The organism is Lentzea albida (genome assembly GCF_900111005.1).
GTDB lineage: Bacteria > Actinomycetota > Actinomycetes > Mycobacteriales > Pseudonocardiaceae > Lentzea > Lentzea albida.
In genome coordinates, this window is sequence record NZ_FOFV01000031.1 from 44,997 (window position 1) to 61,421 (window position 16,425).

General features: G+C 65.9%; 11 protein-coding genes. 5 read left to right on the plus strand and 6 right to left on the minus strand.

Going from position 1 to position 16,425, the window contains the following annotated elements:
* Nucleotides 1-63: 63 nt before the first annotated feature.
* Nucleotides 64-1,134 carry an integrase core domain-containing protein gene (locus BMY74_RS46550; RefSeq protein WP_089927703.1) on the minus strand — a complete coding sequence of 357 codons (1,071 nt, stop codon included), beginning with the start codon at nt 1,132-1,134 and terminating at the stop codon, nt 64-66.
* 505 nt (nt 1,135-1,639) lie between these two features.
* Nucleotides 1,640-2,911, minus strand: coding sequence for an NACHT domain-containing protein (locus tag BMY74_RS42460; RefSeq protein ID WP_143091952.1), 1,272 nt, complete (start codon nt 2,909-2,911; stop codon nt 1,640-1,642).
* A gap of 89 nt (nt 2,912-3,000) precedes the next feature.
* Here BMY74_RS42460 and BMY74_RS42465 point away from each other — a divergent pair, with 89 nt between their 5' ends.
* From BMY74_RS42465 to BMY74_RS42475, 3 genes are all read left to right on the plus strand, one after another.
* Nucleotides 3,001-3,690, plus strand: a complete 690-nt coding sequence (locus tag BMY74_RS42465; RefSeq protein WP_143091953.1) for an HNH endonuclease — start codon at nt 3,001-3,003, stop codon at nt 3,688-3,690.
* Complete coding sequence (locus tag BMY74_RS42470; protein WP_089927664.1) at nt 3,687-4,343, plus strand: hypothetical protein; 657 nt, start codon at nt 3,687-3,689, stop codon at nt 4,341-4,343. Before BMY74_RS42465 ends, BMY74_RS42470 begins: the two co-directional genes overlap by 4 nt.
* A gap of 83 nt (nt 4,344-4,426) precedes the next feature.
* Nucleotides 4,427-4,654, plus strand: a complete 228-nt coding sequence (locus BMY74_RS42475) for a hypothetical protein (RefSeq protein ID WP_143091954.1) — start codon at nt 4,427-4,429, stop codon at nt 4,652-4,654.
* A 529-nt stretch (nt 4,655-5,183) separates the two neighbouring features.
* On the opposite strand, the gene BMY74_RS44645 is transcribed toward BMY74_RS42475, so the two are convergent.
* The 4 genes from BMY74_RS44645 to BMY74_RS42490 form a co-directional block, all read right to left on the minus strand.
* Nucleotides 5,184-6,176 (minus strand): hypothetical protein, encoded by a 993-nt coding sequence (locus BMY74_RS44645; protein WP_143091955.1) that lies wholly within the window; start codon nt 6,174-6,176, stop codon nt 5,184-5,186.
* Nucleotides 6,177-6,711: 535 nt separating this feature from the next.
* Nucleotides 6,712-7,704 (minus strand): recombinase family protein, encoded by a 993-nt coding sequence (locus BMY74_RS42480; RefSeq protein WP_143091956.1) that lies wholly within the window; start codon nt 7,702-7,704, stop codon nt 6,712-6,714.
* A complete protein-coding gene (locus BMY74_RS42485) occupies nt 7,671-8,120 on the minus strand; it encodes a recombinase family protein (protein ID WP_143091957.1) in 450 nt (149 codons plus the stop codon). The genes BMY74_RS42480 and BMY74_RS42485 overlap by 34 nt, the downstream gene beginning before the upstream one ends.
* A 182-nt stretch (nt 8,121-8,302) precedes the next feature.
* Entirely contained in the window at nt 8,303-12,532 is a 4,230-nt protein-coding gene (locus BMY74_RS42490; RefSeq protein ID WP_089927680.1) for an AAA family ATPase, read from the minus strand.
* Nucleotides 12,533-12,623: 91 nt separating this feature from the next.
* On the opposite strand from BMY74_RS42490, the gene BMY74_RS42495 reads away from it, so the two are divergent.
* Both BMY74_RS42495 and BMY74_RS45940 read left to right on the plus strand, forming a co-directional pair.
* The gene (locus BMY74_RS42495) at nt 12,624-13,952 is read left to right on the plus strand and encodes a lipase/acyltransferase domain-containing protein (RefSeq protein WP_089927683.1); all 1,329 of its coding nucleotides are present in this window, start codon (nt 12,624-12,626) and stop codon (nt 13,950-13,952) included.
* Nucleotides 13,949-16,425: P-loop domain-containing protein (locus tag BMY74_RS45940; RefSeq protein WP_245786712.1), on the plus strand; the 2,477-nt coding region annotated here is incomplete at its 3' end. The genes BMY74_RS42495 and BMY74_RS45940, both read left to right, overlap by 4 nt.

Sequence of the window (16,425 nt, forward strand, 5' to 3'; positions counted from 1 at the left end):
GAACAGATTCCGCACCTAACCTGTGGGGTGCCAAAACACGGCTCAACGTGCCTGACCTGCGGATCACGCAGCCGCTGGTTCGTACTCGTTGATCAAGCCGCCAAGCACTCGCCGACGACGAACGGCGCCACTGCCTGATCCTATGAGCGGGTAATCGGATCGTGGTGGAGTGTGGTCCCGCGCTCGGTGTGGTCGTCGGTGGTTGTAGTGGGAAACGTAGCGGTTCAGCACTGACTTCAGGTGCCGCTCATTGATGATGATCAGTCGGTCAGTGAGCTCTCGTCTGACTGTGCCGACAAACCGTTCCGCGTAGCAGTTGGCCCGCGGACATCGCGGTGGGATCTTCAAAATGTCGATGCCGGCGTCAGCGAGAACGGAATCGAACGACACCGTGAACTGACCAGCCCTGTCGCGAACCAGAAATCGAAACTCGTTCGCCCGATCGTCCAGCTCCATGAGGAAGTTGCGAGCCTGCTGTGTAGTCCACGGACCGTCTGGGTTGGTGGTGGCGCCGAGGATGTGGACGTAGCGGGTGCCGACCTCCATCACGAAGAACACGTACACCCGTTTCAGCGTGACGACGCAGTCGACATGGAAGAAGTCGCACGCCAGCATGCTTGCCGCCTGAGCGCGCAGGAACCGGCGCCACGACGTGTCGGTATCCCGAGTCGGCGAGGGCGGAATCCGAAGCCGCTTCAGCACACGACGAACAGTCGACGCGGACGTCCGGTGGCCGAGCTTGAGCAGCTCACCGTGGATACGGCGGTAACCCCAGCCCGTGTTCTCCCGCGCCATACGCTCGATCAACGCCACTACCGTCTCGTCGACTTGCGGTCGACCAGGCCGGTTCGGGTAGGTCCACTTCTTCGCGACCAACCGTCGATGCCACCGCAGCACAGTGCCTGGGGACACCAACCGGTGCTCCCGGAGCCAGCGAGGTAGTCGCCGCACCAACGCGGCCAGCACAGCGCGGTCAGCCCAATCCAACCGCGGACGACCATGAGTACGGCGCAACACCGCGACCTCATGCCGCAACACCAACAACTCGACGTCCTTCGCGGCCGACGACCGGCCGAGCAGGACCAGCCAGCTACCCAGCTGGACGAGGATGAGGTACAGCAGTCGCAGCGCCACGCCCACGATCATGCCGACCGAACAACAGGACCCGACCACCGCAGCTCAACGCATGTGCACAGAGTTCTGGCACCCCACACGGATTCTTAGACACCTCAACGCCGCTCGGCTGTGGTCCCATGTCGGTGTGCGCGGCCGCGACCTGCAGCCGCTCGATCGGGCGCTCGCACTGCTCGCGGAAGTCGAGCAGTGCGACCATGAACTTCGGCCCGCTGTTCTGTTCCAGAAGCAGCTGGCGCTCCGGGAGCGCCACGCGGTCTCGAACGATCCATCCGACCTGGACGCGGCCATCGCGACCGGACTGGCCCAGTGGAACTCCGCAGACCGAGCCGGACCGCACGGCATGCAGTCCGTCATCGACCTCGGCCAGATGCTGTATCGACGCGGCACGACGGCCCGCACCAGGTCAGATCTGGAGACATCACTTCAGGTGGGCCTGTCGGTGACGTCGATCATGCCGGAGCAACACCCCGGTCTGCCCGAACTCCTGCATCGGCTGGTGGCGCTACCGGCGCAGGCTATCTTCGCCCTCACCGACGATCCGGACGACCTCGGTCGCGCGATCGAGGCCGCCGCACGGGCGCTGTCGGTCTCGGTCGACGTGCGCGACGCCGTGGAGTCCTGCCTGACGTTGGGCGTCCTGCTGCGCAACCTGTCCGCCCTCCAGGACGTTGCCGCGGCGAAAGAAGACGCCCTGCGCGCGGCCATCCGGCACTACGCTCCGGGTGTGCTCCGCACCGCCCGCCAACGTGCCGTCGACGAGGTCGGACGGCCGTGCCTCCAACCCGTTGCCGCGCCAGATGCTGCGTCTTCCCGACAGCAGGAGCCTGGCTGCGATTCGCCCGGCGATCGCCAAACGTTGTTCCACACTGCACACATCGCTCGGGCGTTCCGGATCGGGCTCCTCGGCCAATTGCCAGACCCCTTGCCTGAAGAGGGAGATGGTTCCACCCGCCAGGTGACCGTCCCGCTCGAACTGCCGCACGATCAGCTCCAGCGTCAACGGAACGCTGGCAAGGATCCCAGCCCCGGCGGACACGGCGGCGTCCACGAGCGCCTCGCCATCGACCCTGGTGCCGGCCAGCGACACCGCGTCCGCACGCGAGAGCGGAGCGAGATCGGCCAGCACGCACCTCTCGAACCGGCGTTCCAGCACCTCCCTCATCGAGTCCTGGAAGTCGGCGGTGCGGCACGCGACCAGGATTTTCACGCGGCACGGCTCCACACCGCGAAGTGCGAGGTCGAGCCTGCCGGGCAACCGCTCGCGCATCGGACTTTCGTCGAGCTGGTCGAGCACCAGCGTGAGCTGGTGAGCAGACCCGTCGACACGGAGCTCGGCCAGTGCACGGCCCACGAAGGCGTCGAAGGAAACGTCGATCAGATCAGCGCCGTCAACCCACAGGACCGAGTGCTCGGCCTCTTCCGAACTGACGTCTTCAAGGCGCGGCAGCGTTGCGGTCAGCGCGCGAAACGCCGAGCTCTTCCCCACCCCTGGTTCGCCCAGGAGCACCAGCGCTCCCCCTGCTGCGGCGGTAGCCGGAGTGACCACTGCTCCCGGCACGAGGTCTTGAGCTGATCCCAAGCGTGTTGAACTACTGCTGAGAAACCCGTCGTCATCGAGCTCGAACGCGGTGTCGTCACCGTCCGCACGCGTCCGCACCCGGCACAGTCGTTCCGCGTACGCGGAGAAGAACGGCGGTCGGCCCATCCAGCAATCATCCGATACCCGAACGGCGACAACGACACGCCCCAGGCACAGCACCGCGAGAACCAGCACAGCAGGACCGTCTCGATCGTCGGCCTCACGACCCGCATCCGGGCATTCCGCGCGGCCGGTAAGTTCGAGGGACCGGCAGAAGGAGTCACGTGGCAACCAACCGAGTGAGGTTCTCCCAACCCACCAAGGACCTCTTGTGGTCGGAGTCAGGCGGGCACTGCCAGAACCCGTCGTGCCGCATCGACCTGCACGGACTCGTACAGCATAAGAACGTCGGCGAACTGGCGCACATCATCCCGGCGAGTCCGATCGGACCACGCGCCGCAGAGAACCCTGAACTCTCCGAGGACGCCCGAGCCCAAGCCGACAACGTGCTCGTGCTCTGCCCGACCTGCCATACGATGATCGACAAGGCGCCTGGGCAGTACCCGTCCGAGGTCCTGCTGGAGTGGAAGCGGCGCGGCAAGGACGCCCGAGCGCTCGCCCACGGAACTCCGGTGCTCGCGACGAGAACCGCCGTCCGGGAAGCGGTCCACGAACTCCTCGACGCCAACAACGCCGTGTTCCGCTTGTACGGCCCGGCCGACGGCCTCTTCGACGACGCGCGTGCAGACCAGTGGAGCCGGCACGTCAGAGAAGTGGTCATCCCCAACAACCAGCGACTCCTCCGCCTTCTGACCGCCAACCGCGCCTTGCTGACGCCCGAGGAGAGAAGCACGGTCGACGAGTTCGCCGTGCACGCCAAGGAGCTCGAGGACAGGCATCTGCGGGGCGACTGGACACCAGGATCGACGAGATTCCCCCGCCGCATGGCGACGATTCTGAAGGACGACGTATGAGCATCCGCGACTGGATGATCGGCAAGCTCCGCGAGGACTCGAAGCAGGTGGAGCCCCTCGGCGACCACGGCCTGCTCGTACGTCGACCCGCCCGGCCCGACGCCGTGGCCTACTGCGTCGAGCCAGACTCGCAGACTCCTTTCACCGCGGCGGCCCTGCGCGCGGCAATCGGGGAACAGCCCGGCACCCGCATGGTGATCGTCACTCGTCGGCTCGTCGACCCCGACGTGTACGAAGAGGCGCGCCGACTCGATGTCGCGGTGGAGACCTTCGGAGGGTTCCGCCGCGCGGTGGACGACTGCGACGACATCAGCAGATACACGCACCGGGATGAGGATTACCTGCACCGCAGGCTCTACGCCACCAGAGCCGTCAAGGAGCTCAGGCGCTGCGGCCACCGGGCGTGGCAGATCATCCGGCACGACCCGCTCGCGCCGCTGACCATCGTGATCCACGACCGCTACGAACTGACCGACGACGACTTCGGCAGGGTGCTCGCCGATTACCCGAAGCTCGACCTGGACGCGTTCGTCATCACGAACCCCTCGGCCCAGGGGTTCGGGACCAGGGTCGTGAACAGCGCCCGACGTGCCGGAGTACCGATCTGCACACTCGAGGACTTTCTCCACAAGATCCGCGAACCGTGGACCTGACCGCGCGCTGGCCAGCGCTCGGCGATCTGATCCGTTGCGCCGCAAGGTTTCCCGGCTTGCAGGTGTGGGCGTTTGGTTCCGCCTTGAGGTCAGATCGGCCGAACGACCTGGACGTGCTGATCATCTACCAGGACAGGGCCGGGGTCGACGAGCTGAGAAGTGCTGCCTGGTGGGAGATCTCCTTTCCACCACTCGACATCATCGCGATGACCGAGGACGAGGAACGGCACTACGGCTTCATCACCGGGACCAACGCAGTACGCCTCCATCCGACGGGCGCGAACCCGTCGGCGGGCAGCACCAGGACCTGACGTCGGAACTCGTTGTCCAGCAGCGCTTCCCCTAGCAAGCACTGGCCTCCTGATTCGGGGGACGCGAAGGTCCAGTCACCCGGTTGAAGTGGCGGCGTGCCGCCGGGCGCCGGCGAAACGCCTGGCGGCGGTGGGAACCCTGGCGGTAGCACAAGGTCCACTGCTTCACGAACATCCCGCTGCGGTGACTCTCGCGGCCGCTCATTCCCCCATCGGGAACTGCGCGTGCCGAAATTACCACCGCACAGGTCAAGCGGCATGCCGGTACTCGTGGAGGACTCCGCCGAGACGGTCCCGTCGGAGTACTGCGAGGTGTTCGATCTGGTCAGGTCCAAGGGTTGTGGTCGGTCTCGCAAGGGCGCTGCGGCGGCGAGTGAGCGGTGGGTGCGGTGCTGGTTGTAGTGCCGCTCGTACTCGCGCAGCGCGTTGTGGGTGCCGAAAGCTACGTCCGCACAGGTCAAGCGGCGTGCCAACACTCGCGGAGGACTCCACCGAGACGGTGATCTGCACCACAGGCAATGACCACCGCCTAACCGAGATCATCCTCTAGATTGTTATTGTTGTTGCCAATGAATCGAGCAGCTAAGAGGTCCACCACCCTAGCAAATGCGGAAACAACAAGACTTCCCGCCACGCCCAGAACAATTCCGGCAACTGTCAAAATTCTGACATCATTCTGTTCGGTTCCTCGCTGAATGAACAACATGTCCGAATGCAACAAATATCCCAGATTACCTTTCTCTCCCAGTCGGCCATTCCAGAGCTCGACCAGATCCTGACTTGTAGTCAATGACTGCAACTGCCCCTGTGGATACGACTCCGAAAGGATCCAGCCAGAATCCCGACTGAGCGAAACGGAACCCTTGATGCTCCGCTGATGATCAGTCACATCGCCGATGCTTGTATAGTTTATCTGAGGAAGCAGCGCAGATCTCTTGCGAGGACCTTCGTGCCAAACCCACTTTTTTGAAATCACACAATCAAGCGTTGCCGACTTCCGGTCTTGAGCCGAGTTGCGCTTCGTTATTGTTCCCATTTTGCCCGACCACTGCGGAAAAGAAGATGTATGAGGATCCGCCGACAGGGCGCCTAGCGGATGCGCACCCGCAGAACCACTTACACGGTCGACAGCAAGAGCAGCCCGCGTCCCTTCCCCCAGATCATTCCAATGCCTCATCGGCACAGGCTTTTCTTCGCAGCTCACCCCCTGGGTTCCATCCGGCCCGAAGAAAGTTGCAGAGGCCTCTATCTCTTCGAAGTTTGAAACAGACTCGTCGAGGGTGTAGACCGTGAACTCGATCTTCAACGAGTCGTTAAAGCCCCCTTTGAGATAGGCATAAAGTTCATGATCTGTTTGACCACCTTTAGTCGAGAATACGATGAGCGGCCGAGGCCCAGCCGCAACCGACTGAGGACGTTCGATCACCTCAATTGCTGGAGGAAGGAAGACCCAACACAGTCCAAGAGCTGTAGCGAGCGCACCGATGATCTTGATCAGCTTGATGATCGTAGCCTGAGACACTCTTCAGTATCGCCAGAGCTGCGCGTTGCGTTTCTGTGCGTGCCGAAAACTACGTCCATGCACGTCAAGACGCATGGCGATACTCGTGGATGACTCGGCCGAGAAGATCACGTCGGTCTATAACGAGGCGTTCGATCTGAGCAGGTTCGCTAGCCTGATGCTGTCCTCGCATGGGGTGGCGCCAGCGAGCAATGAGAAGCTCGGTGCTGACTGGAGCACCGCCTGCACTCACGCAACACCTGGCGCAAAATGGGTCTGATTCCAGATTAGCTCGCGGCCGAGCAGGTCACCGCAAAAGATCTTGCTCCAGCCGACGCAGATCAGCCCGAAAGTTTGATTAGCGTGGACTGGCCCTCTATACTAAGTTCGAGCTATCCAATAGCGCGTGAACACACAAACCGCGCACGCTTGCTACGAGCGGGCACTCAAGTCCCCCTCGGACATTCTCTTACCCCACGGATCCACCAGAATCCCGTGGGGTAATTTTTATTTCGGCCACTTTCGTATCATCGCACCAATCCAACGCAAGCGTCGACTACACTGGGCGACGGGCAGTTTCCGCAGATTTGAGCATTAGTGGTGCGGGTCGCATTTCGAGGCGCTGGTCGCTGTAGTGAATCTGCAGGTGTTGCTCGCGGACTTGATCAACCAGGTCTTTGCCTACACCTTTCTCCACAGGTCCCGCAGCCCGCCCGAGCAGGTGTAGCAGTGCCTTCAGCAGGTGATCTTCTCGAATGTAGATGTTCCGCGGTTCGCCGTCGGAACGCCGCTTGGCGCTGGTGAAGCCGTGCCGGCATCGATAGCCAGCTCGCCCGTGAACCCAGTGCCCGTCCATCCGACGGCCACACAGCCCGCACACGATGAGCCCCGCCAGCAGGTAGGGCCGTACCTCGCCGTCCTTGGCGGGCTTCGCCACCCGCATCCCCTGAACGGCGACGAAGGTCTCATCATCGACGAGTGGTTCGTGCACGATCCGTTCGGAGACCTCCCACTCGCTGACCGGGTTGTACCGCAGCACACCTGAACCGCGGCCGCCGGGACGGCTTCCAGAGCCGTGACCGGCTGTGCTGCTTCGGTTCCACACCTGCCGACCGGTGTAGCGCGGGTTCTCCAGGATCATCGCCACCGTCCGGACGATCCACCGCTCCCCCGACCTGTGCGCGTTGCGCTCGGGATCGGCACCCGACGGACACGCCACGCCACGCTCGTTGAGCTCCCGCGCCAACGACGCCACCGTCCGCCCCTGGGCACGCTCGGCGAACATCCACCGCACCCACGGCGCCGTCACCGGATCCGGCGCCAACACCTGCACCCGCCGACCCCACCGACCATGCACCGGATTCGGATGACGACCACCATCAACCAACCGATACCCATACGGCGGCCGACCACCCAAAAACCGCCCCTGCAACCGCGTCTGAGACCGCATCGCCGCCAACACTCGCTGCCGTGCCCGCGCCACCTCACGCTGAGCCTGCGCACCCAGCAACACCATCAACGCCTCATGCACCGGACTGCCGAGTTCCACTGAGCCGCCCGCTTCCGGCAGCCATACCTCGACACCCAGCGCGTTAGCCCAGCCACGACCTCACGGAACTGATCACCATGAAAAGCGCGCTCGTACTCCCCCACCACGACCGCATCGAAGTCACGATCAGGATCTGCAGCGGCGACCAGCAACGCCGCGGCCTCCGGACGGTCCAGCCACGACCACCGCCGCGACACACCCACATCGAAGAACTCAGCGACAACCGAGCCGACACCCTCGATCAACTCATCCGACACGGCACGCTGCCACGCACGCGACGTCTGCACATCCTGAAATGTGCTCGTCGACATCCGCCCGTAGAACGCGAATCGCAGGCCAGGCTCCTCAGACGGTGCTACTGGACGGCGACGTCCCGTCAACGCGGCAACCAGTTCGGCGTTAGTCAACGTGGCCACAATCAGCTCCCTCGGTCAAAACCGAGACCCAGCCGCCAGAAGCATCGTGACGACGTCCTGTCCATCTCCACCCGAACAGACCAAGAGCAAGCCACACCAGACATCAGGCCAGGTCATCGTCACCGAAAGCCAACTCAGACTCTGTGACCTGCAACTGGGGCACCTCACCGATGGATCGGTCCTCACAGAGTCAGGCAGTCGATAACTGCAATACTGTTGCTGCCGACGATCGCGAGAAACGCGGTGGCGGACGTGCTTCCACCGACCGCACACAATGATCGGATCTGTTGTGTCGTAAAGAGGGTCGCGAGCATGTCGCCGGTGACTGGATTCCATAGACGAACGGTGTGATCCCAGCTGCCGGTGGCGAGTAACGCGCGGCCGTCGGGCAGGGCTATCGCCGCCATCGCCAGTACACCGCTGGTGTGGCCAGTAAGTGGGTCACCGACCTGCTGACCGGTTTCCAGGTCCCACAGGCGCACCGGCTGATCGTGGCTACCAGCGGCAAGTAGCGTGCGGCCGTCGGGTAGCGCCATCGCCGCCATCGCCAGTACACCGGTGGTGTGGGCGGCGATTGGCTTGCCGACCTGCTGGCGGGTGCTCGGGTCCCATAGCCGCACCGTCGCGTCGTCGCTATTGGTAGCAAGCAGTGTGCGGCCGTTGGGTAACGCCACCGCCGCCACCGCACCGAGCCCGGTGGCGTGTTTGGTGAGTGGGTCGCCGACTTGCTGGCCAGTAGTCGGGTCCCACAGGCGCACCGTCGTATCCCCGCTGCTGGTAGCGATGAGGGTGTGGCCGTCGGGCAGTAGCACGGCCGTCAACGCCTTCACCCAGCCGGTGTGGCCGGTGAGCGGGTCGCCGACCTGCTCACCGGCACTCGGGTCCCATAGCCGCACAGTCGCGTCGTCGCTACCGGTTGCAAGCAGGGTGCGCCCGTCAGGCAGCGGTACCGCCGCTACCGCGCCCACCCTGTGGGCGTGGCCGCTGAGTGGATGCCCGACCGTTTGGCCGGTGCCCGGGTCCCATAGTCGCACTGTTGTGTCGTCGCTACCGGTGGCAAGCAAGGTGCGCCCGTCAGCCAGCGGTACCGCCGCTACCGCACGAACCTCGTTGAGGTGTCTAGTGAGCGGATCCACGAACGCCTGACCGGTGGTCGGGTCCCACAACCTCACCGTGTGATCCACGCCTCCGGTGACGATCAGAGTGCGGCCGTCGGGCAGCGGCACCACCGCGACCGCCCATACTCCGCCGGTGTGGCCTGTGAGCGGGTCGCCGACCTGCTGACCGGCACTCGGGTCCCATAGCCGCACAGTCGCGTCGTCGCTACCGGTGGCGAGCAGGGTGCGCCCGTCAGGCAGCGATACCGCCGCCAGCGCCTTCACCCAGCCGGTGTGGCCGGAGAGTGGATCGCCGACCTGCTGACCGGTGCTCGGGTCCCATAGCCGCACCGTCATATCTTCGCTACCGGTCGCGAGGAGCGTGCGGCCATCGGACAGCGGCACCGCCGCCATCGCCAGTACGCCGCGCCCGTGGCCGGTAAGCCGATCGCCGACCTGCTGACCGGTGCTCGGGTCCCACAACCGCACAGTTTTGTCCCAGCTACCAGTGGCAAGCAGGGTGCGGCCGTCGAGTAGAGGTAGTGCCGCCACCGCCTTCACCCCGCGGGTGTGGCCGGTGAGTGGGTCGCCGACTTGCTGACCGGTGGTTGGGTCCCACAACCGCGCCTTGCGATCCCCGCTGCCGGTGGCGAGAAGCATGCGGCCATCGGGTAGAGGAAGTGCGGCCACCGCCATTATCAGGCGGGTGTGGCCGGTGAGCGGGTCGCCGACTTGCTGACCGGTGGTTGGGTCCCACAACCGCGCCTCGCGATCCCCGCTGCCGGTAGCGAGAAGCATGCGGCCGTCAGGTAGAGGTACCACAGCTAACCCGCCGTGCTGTTCGACGAGCGGTTCACCGACAGTGTGACCGGTGACCGAATCCCACAGGCGCACCGTGTGGTCCACGCCGCCGGTGGCCAGCAAGGTGCGGTCGTGCATGGTGAGGACGCACAAGGAGTCAATCGGGCTGCCGGTGTCACAGAGGACATTGGTGGGGAGTGGCCAGTGTGCCCAGCGTGGGCGCAGACCTGGTGGGTGGATGGTCTGCTTGTGGTGCCCGGCGGCGGTGCACGCGAAGTCGAGACTGAGTGCTCGGTCTTCGGAGCTGGTGTCCTGGAGAAATGGTTCGATGGACGACCAGGTGGCCAGTGTGGAGGTCTCAGGGGTTGGAGTGATGGGCAGTCCCAGGCTGCTGCGGACGCGGCCGCCGGTTTCCCAGGGCAGCAGTGTGGCCGGGATGGTGGTGTCGGTGAGGGTGTCGCCGAGGGCGGCGTGGTCGACTAGATGCCGCCGCAGGTAGGGGTGGGGCGGCACGCCGGGGTCATGGGGCAGCAGGGTGCTGAGGCGTTCAGCGATACGACGGTGAATGGTCCGGGTGGGGTCAGCGGTGTCGTTGGCAAGGCGCTCGGGATGGTCACGCAGCACGTCGGCGACGGCTTCGTGGACCGGGCGGTAGACGATGCGACCGTCAGTGGTGTCGTGGGTGAGGTAGCCGGACAGTCGGCTGTGCATCAGGTGTGCGATTGCGCTGTCGGGCACGGTGTCGTTCAGTACGGCACTGGCGACGGCGGGCCAGATGTCTGCCCAGGGAATGCCGGCGCCGAAAGCGAGCGCGGTAGCGCGCAGCACCGCGAGCAGGATGGAGGCGGGGTACTGGGGGGTGGACGCGGCGGTCAGGTCGTCGCGGAGCAGCCCGATCGTGCCGTGTCGCAGTGATGCCAGCAGTTCGGCCTCTGTCGGGGGCTGATCGCCTAGCAGGCGGTGGACGGTGAAGCGGGCGTCGAGGAACGATGGCACGACGGACTCCGCGATGAGGTGGGCCAACCGCTCTTGGCCAGGCAGCCGAGCCAGCAGGTAATCGATCATGTCGTGGATCGTGTCGGCGCCGTCGGTGCGCAATGAGATGAGTCCGGTCTCGAAACGGCTCAGCAGGGCGAGCAGGCCCGCTTCGGTGGCCGAACCTGGTTGGCCGGGTGCGCTGCTGCGTACGCCGACAACGAGGCGAACACCGCGGTGGCGCAGCAGCGGCCCGATGAGGTCGGTGACGATGTGCGCCGGTGCGACGGCCTCGTCGAGGCCGTCGATGACGATGGTGATCGGGCGGGCGGAATCGATCTGGTCGATCTGGTCGGTGAGCTGATGACGCAGAGTGACCATGCGGGTGCTGGCGTCAGTGGCGTGAGCCGGGGAGATGCCCGCGGCAGTGAGTAGTTGTTCGGTGATTTCCTCGGTGGTTTTGTTGCGGGCCAATACCGCCAGGTCGATCGACCCTTCCGGCGGGACGGTGTGCGGGTCCGCGGCGGCTGCGGCCTCGGCGTAGTGCGGGGTGGCCAGGAAGTCAGGGTCGCTGAGGGTCACCGCGCGGGCGATGATCGCCGATTTACCTGTGCCTGCGGCGCCGGTGATCACCAGCATGCCGGTTCCGTCGGTGAGGAAGCGGGCGAGCTGGGCAGTGAGTTCGCGCCGTCCGGTGAAGTACCAGCCGGGGTCGGTGGCCGAGTTCCGGCCGCTGGCCCGGTCCAGCCAGTAGTCCAGCTCGCGGGTCGGGGTGGCCAGCTGGCGGCGTGGCTTGCCGACGATGGTGGGTAAAGGCGGCTGGTAACCGGGGTTGGGTAGGCAGAGGCTCGGACCGTCCTGATCCCCTGCTTCCAGCACCTGGCGGATCTGCAACGTGCTTGTGCCGGGCTGGGCTAGCCTGCGGCATGCGGCATTAAGCTCGCGAACGAATTCGCTGATGCTCAGTAGGGGTTCCGTGTAGCCAGCTCGCTCGGCGAGGAATCGGTGGGTTTCCTCGAGCAGGACTGTGAATTCGCTGGCGCGTGGCATCTCGTCGAAGTCGGCACTGGTGAGTACTGCCAGCAAGGCTTGTCTGCGTTCAGCGGGAAGGTCCTTGTATAGCAGCGCCAGTTCGGCCTGCAGCTCGCCGGAGAAGCAGGTGTTCACGATCACCAGCACTTGTCTGGCCTGGGATGCTAGTGCGGCGGTGACGAGGTCCGCGGTGGGATAGCCGCGGGCGAGGTGGTGGCCGCGCGGGGTGTCAGGCAGTCGCAGGTAGTGGCGGCCTGATCCGGAACGGACACCGTGGCCCGTGATGTAGACGACCGCGATGTCCTCGCTGGTGAGGTCGCGTAGCTCGTGCGCAATGGCCTCGACGTCACGGCGGGTGGATAGCGGTCCAGTCGTGATCGCGGTCAGCGCGCGATCACCGAGCCCAGAATCAGCCCAGACCTTGGTGGCGAGAGCGAGCTGGTCGGCGATGGCCTGGTCGATCTCGCCGTCGCGAATGGCAAAAAGGTACAGCGCGCGACCAGCCATCTATACGGACCTCTCGGTGTGGCGATGTAACACCGCTATCGCCGATGGTGACGTTAACGTTGCGTGACACCCTGTCACCTTGGGAGGTTGGATGACACCGGACGCGGTGATGGTGGTACCCGGCATCATGGGCAGCGAACTGGTGGACACCACCACCGGTGAGACGATCTGGGGCCTGCGGCCCAAGCTGTTAACGTCGGCGCTGCTACACGGCCTGGAGCCCCTCGCGGTCACTGACGCCGAACGCGCCGGTGACACGAGCCGGGTCAAGCCCGTGGGTCTGCTGCGGTTTCCCGCTTACCTGCCCGGCCTGACAGGGTTGGAGCCGTACACCGGCTTGGTGCGAGAGTTGCGGGGCTTGGTGCGCCATCGCGACGCGGTCGCCGAGTTTGCCTACGACTGGCGGTTGCCGGTCAAGCACAACGCCGCGTTGCTCGCCGACGCCGTTGACGCACACCTCGAGTCGTGGCGGGCTCGCAGCGGCCGGTCGGACGCGCGGATCGTGCTGGTGGCTCACTCGATGGGCGGATTGTTGTGCCAGGCGATGGCTCCCGATGATCAGGTGCGCGGCACGGTGACCCTGGGCACTCCGTTCGACGGTGCGGCTAAAGCAGCGGTGATGCTTTCCCCCGCAACCGGAGGGCTGCGTCGGCGGCTGCGTGAGGCCGCGGTGACCATGCCCGGTCTCTACGACCTGTTGCCTGCCTACCGCTGTGTCGACACCGGCGATGACGTCCGCCGTCTCACCGTCGCCGACGTCGTGGGTATTGGTGGCGATGAGGACCTCGCCACCGCAGCCTTCACCGCACGAGCTCAGCGAGTGACGAGCCCGTTGCCGCACCACTGGGCATTGATCGGCGTAGAACAGCCCACGGTGTCGTCGTTGAAGCTGCACGCGGGCACAGCCACCGGCACCTACGACACCTTCGGGCTCCATGACGACGGCGAGCTGATCCGCGACGAGCACGGCCGGCTGCGACGCAGCCCCGGCTTCGGTGACGGCACCGTTGCCCGCAACTCAGCGGTGCCCCACCACCAGGACCGGCACATGGTGCTGGCGCAGCAGCACACCACGCTGGCGCACTCCGACGAGGCCGTCACCTTCGCCCGCGACATCGTGGTGCACGGCCGCGGCGCACCGGAACCCCGGCTCGGTGCCGGTGACATCGGCCTCGTGCTGCCCGATGTCGTCTCCCCCGGCCAGGAATGGACCGGGACGCTCACCGGCGTCGACGACCCCTTCCACGTCGCCTGCACCCTGACCGACGCCGACACCGGCGTGGTCGTGGACCACCCGACGCCCCACCGCCGCGACGGCCTGGTGATGATCACCGGCGTGGCCGATCGGCAGGGTCTGTACCGGCTGCGGGTCGACGGCGGCAGCACCCCGGTCGTGCAGTTCCTGCTGGCGGTGCCGTGACCGACCAGCACATCGAGATTTTCCCCGTTGCTTTCGGCTACTACGCCGACCCTGGCCTGCCGCCGCTGGACGGAGTCGAGGCCGAGGTGAGCACGCTGGCCGGGTTGCTGGCCGACTTCGGTGGCGTGGTGACCGACTGGCCCGTCCCGATGCACGACCGGGGTAGCGACGCGGTGGAGGCCCGGCTCGCGCACTGGAGTGGTTCGGAGCACCGGTTCTCGGTGCTCTACTGGGTCGGGCACGCCAGCTCCGACCGGATCGGACCACGCCTGCAGCACGCCCGCAGCCACGAACGCGAGGGCCTAGCCGGTATCGACGCCGCCCGCATGGCCCGCGTCATCGCGCCCCGCAGCCGCGACGAAAGCGAGCAGTGGCACATCGTGGTGATCGACACCTGCTGGTCGGCCGCGTTCGTCCAGCAGGTCAGCGCGTCCGTGGACGCGATGCCCGGCGGCCGGCAGTTTCTGCTGGTCGGCACCTCCGGCGACGGCGCCACCAACTTGGGCAGGTTCACCGCAGCGCTGCGGGCCGTGCTACGGCACAACTTCGGCGCCAGCGACCGGATCAGCCTATGGGACCTGGCCGGCGAACTGCGCCGCACCCTGCCGCGCGCCGAAGTTGTCCCCAAGAAGATCACCGACGACGCCGTGCTGCGCCGGACCACACCGCTCACCGGCGCACCGCTGGACGTCATCGACGAGATCAACGCCGTCCTCGCCGACCTCTCGGCCGACGAACGCGCCCATTTCATCCCGAAGGCCCAAGGCGGCGAGCTCGGCGAGGTGACCTGGTACTTCCAAGGCAGACGCACCGAGTCCGAACGCATTACCACCTGGCTTGCCACCAACGACCACGGCCTGCTCGCCGTCACCGGCGCCGCCGGATCAGGCAAGTCCGCGCTCCTGGGAAACCTGCTCGCACACACCCGACCCCAGCTGCGCTCCGTCCTCACCCGACATGGCCTCATCACCGAACTGACGCGACAGCAACGCCCACAGGACAACACCTTCACCGTCGTGCTACACCTCACCGGACTGTCCACACAGGATGCCCTTGCGCGCATCGCCGCCGAACTCATCCTCGACGACCCCTACCCTGGCATCACCTTGACCGAGAGCATCGATCAGCTGCTCGCCGAGGTCGCCCGACGCGCCCCGCTCACGATTCTGGCTGATGCCCTCGACGAGGCCGTTGACCCGCTCACCGTCGCCAACGCTTTGCTGCGCCGCTTGGGCTCATTAGACGGTGTCCGTGTCATCGTCGGCACCCGCCGCGACACAAGTGAAGGCCCGGATCAGCCGCCGTCGGAGCGTCGCAACCTGCTAGACGCGTTGCGCGCCAACGACACCATTGCTCTCACGCGCGATCCTCAGGCCATCGGACTCTACGTCGCCAGCCGCCTGACCACAGCATTCGGGCAAACCAATGGGATAAACAGCACCGCGATCGCCATTGGCATCAGCAGCCACGAGTTCCTCTTCGCTCGCCTGGCCGTCCACGAGATCCTCGCCGCCGGCACACTGCCCACCGCAACCGCACTCGACGACCTACTGACCACCGATCACCGCGGCCTGTTTCACCGAGCCGTCACCCGGCTCAGCCATGCCCACCCGGCAGCGACCCCTGTGCTCCGCGCCCTCGCCCACGCCCAGGGCCGCGGACTACCAATTCGTGACGGCGTATGCGCGCTGACCGCCACCGCGCTCGCCTCCCACGAGATCAGCGACGCCGAGGTGCACACCGTGCTCGACGCCGCCGCGCCCTACGTGCTGCTCGACACCGAACACGGCCAGACCGTCCACCGCCTCGCCCACCGCACCTTCGCCGAGCACTTCACCGCCGACGCACACCAGGCCATCGTCGCGGCCATGACCAAACATCTGGCTGAGGCTCCCGGACGGCTCGCAAACCCCTACCTCCGCCACCACCTCAGCGGTCACGCAGGCAAGGCAGGCGAGCAGGCGTGGATCCTGCTCGGCCGCCACCCGCACGTCCTCGACCGACTCGACCCCGCATCCGTGACCACCGACGCGTGGCGCACCGCATTCGGCCGCCACCCACTGCCACCCGCCATCACAGGCGTCATCGGCGCTAGCCACCACCTCACCACCGCCGCCACTGCTGATCGCCCAGGACTACGCCAACTCGCCATGGCCCGGCACACCAAGATCCGTGACATCCACCGCCACGAACCACCGCCACACGACCAGCACGCCTGGCACGTCCATTGGGCAGCACTCACCCCTGCCCCTATCCACCGCACCTTCACCGGCCACACCGGCGGGGTGGTGGGGGTGGCGGCGGTTCCGCTGCCCGACGGCCGCACCCTGCTCGCCACCGCCGGCTGGGATCGGACGGTGCGGTTGTGGGACCCGGACACTGGCCAGCCGGCTGGTGACGCGCTCACCAGTCACGCTCAAGATGTGGGTGCGGTGGCGGCGGTTCCGCTGCCCGACGGCCGCACCCTGCTCGC

Coding starts and splice junctions, on each gene's coding strand:
- BMY74_RS42470 (WP_089927664.1), top strand. CDS start 3,687: ATGAGCATCCGCGACTGGATGATCGGCAAGCTCCGCGAGGACTCGAAG.
- BMY74_RS42490 (WP_089927680.1), bottom strand. CDS start 12,532: ATGGCTGGTCGCGCGCTGTACCTTTTTGCCATTCGCGACGGCGAGATC.
- BMY74_RS42495 (WP_089927683.1), top strand. CDS start 12,624: ATGACACCGGACGCGGTGATGGTGGTACCCGGCATCATGGGCAGCGAA.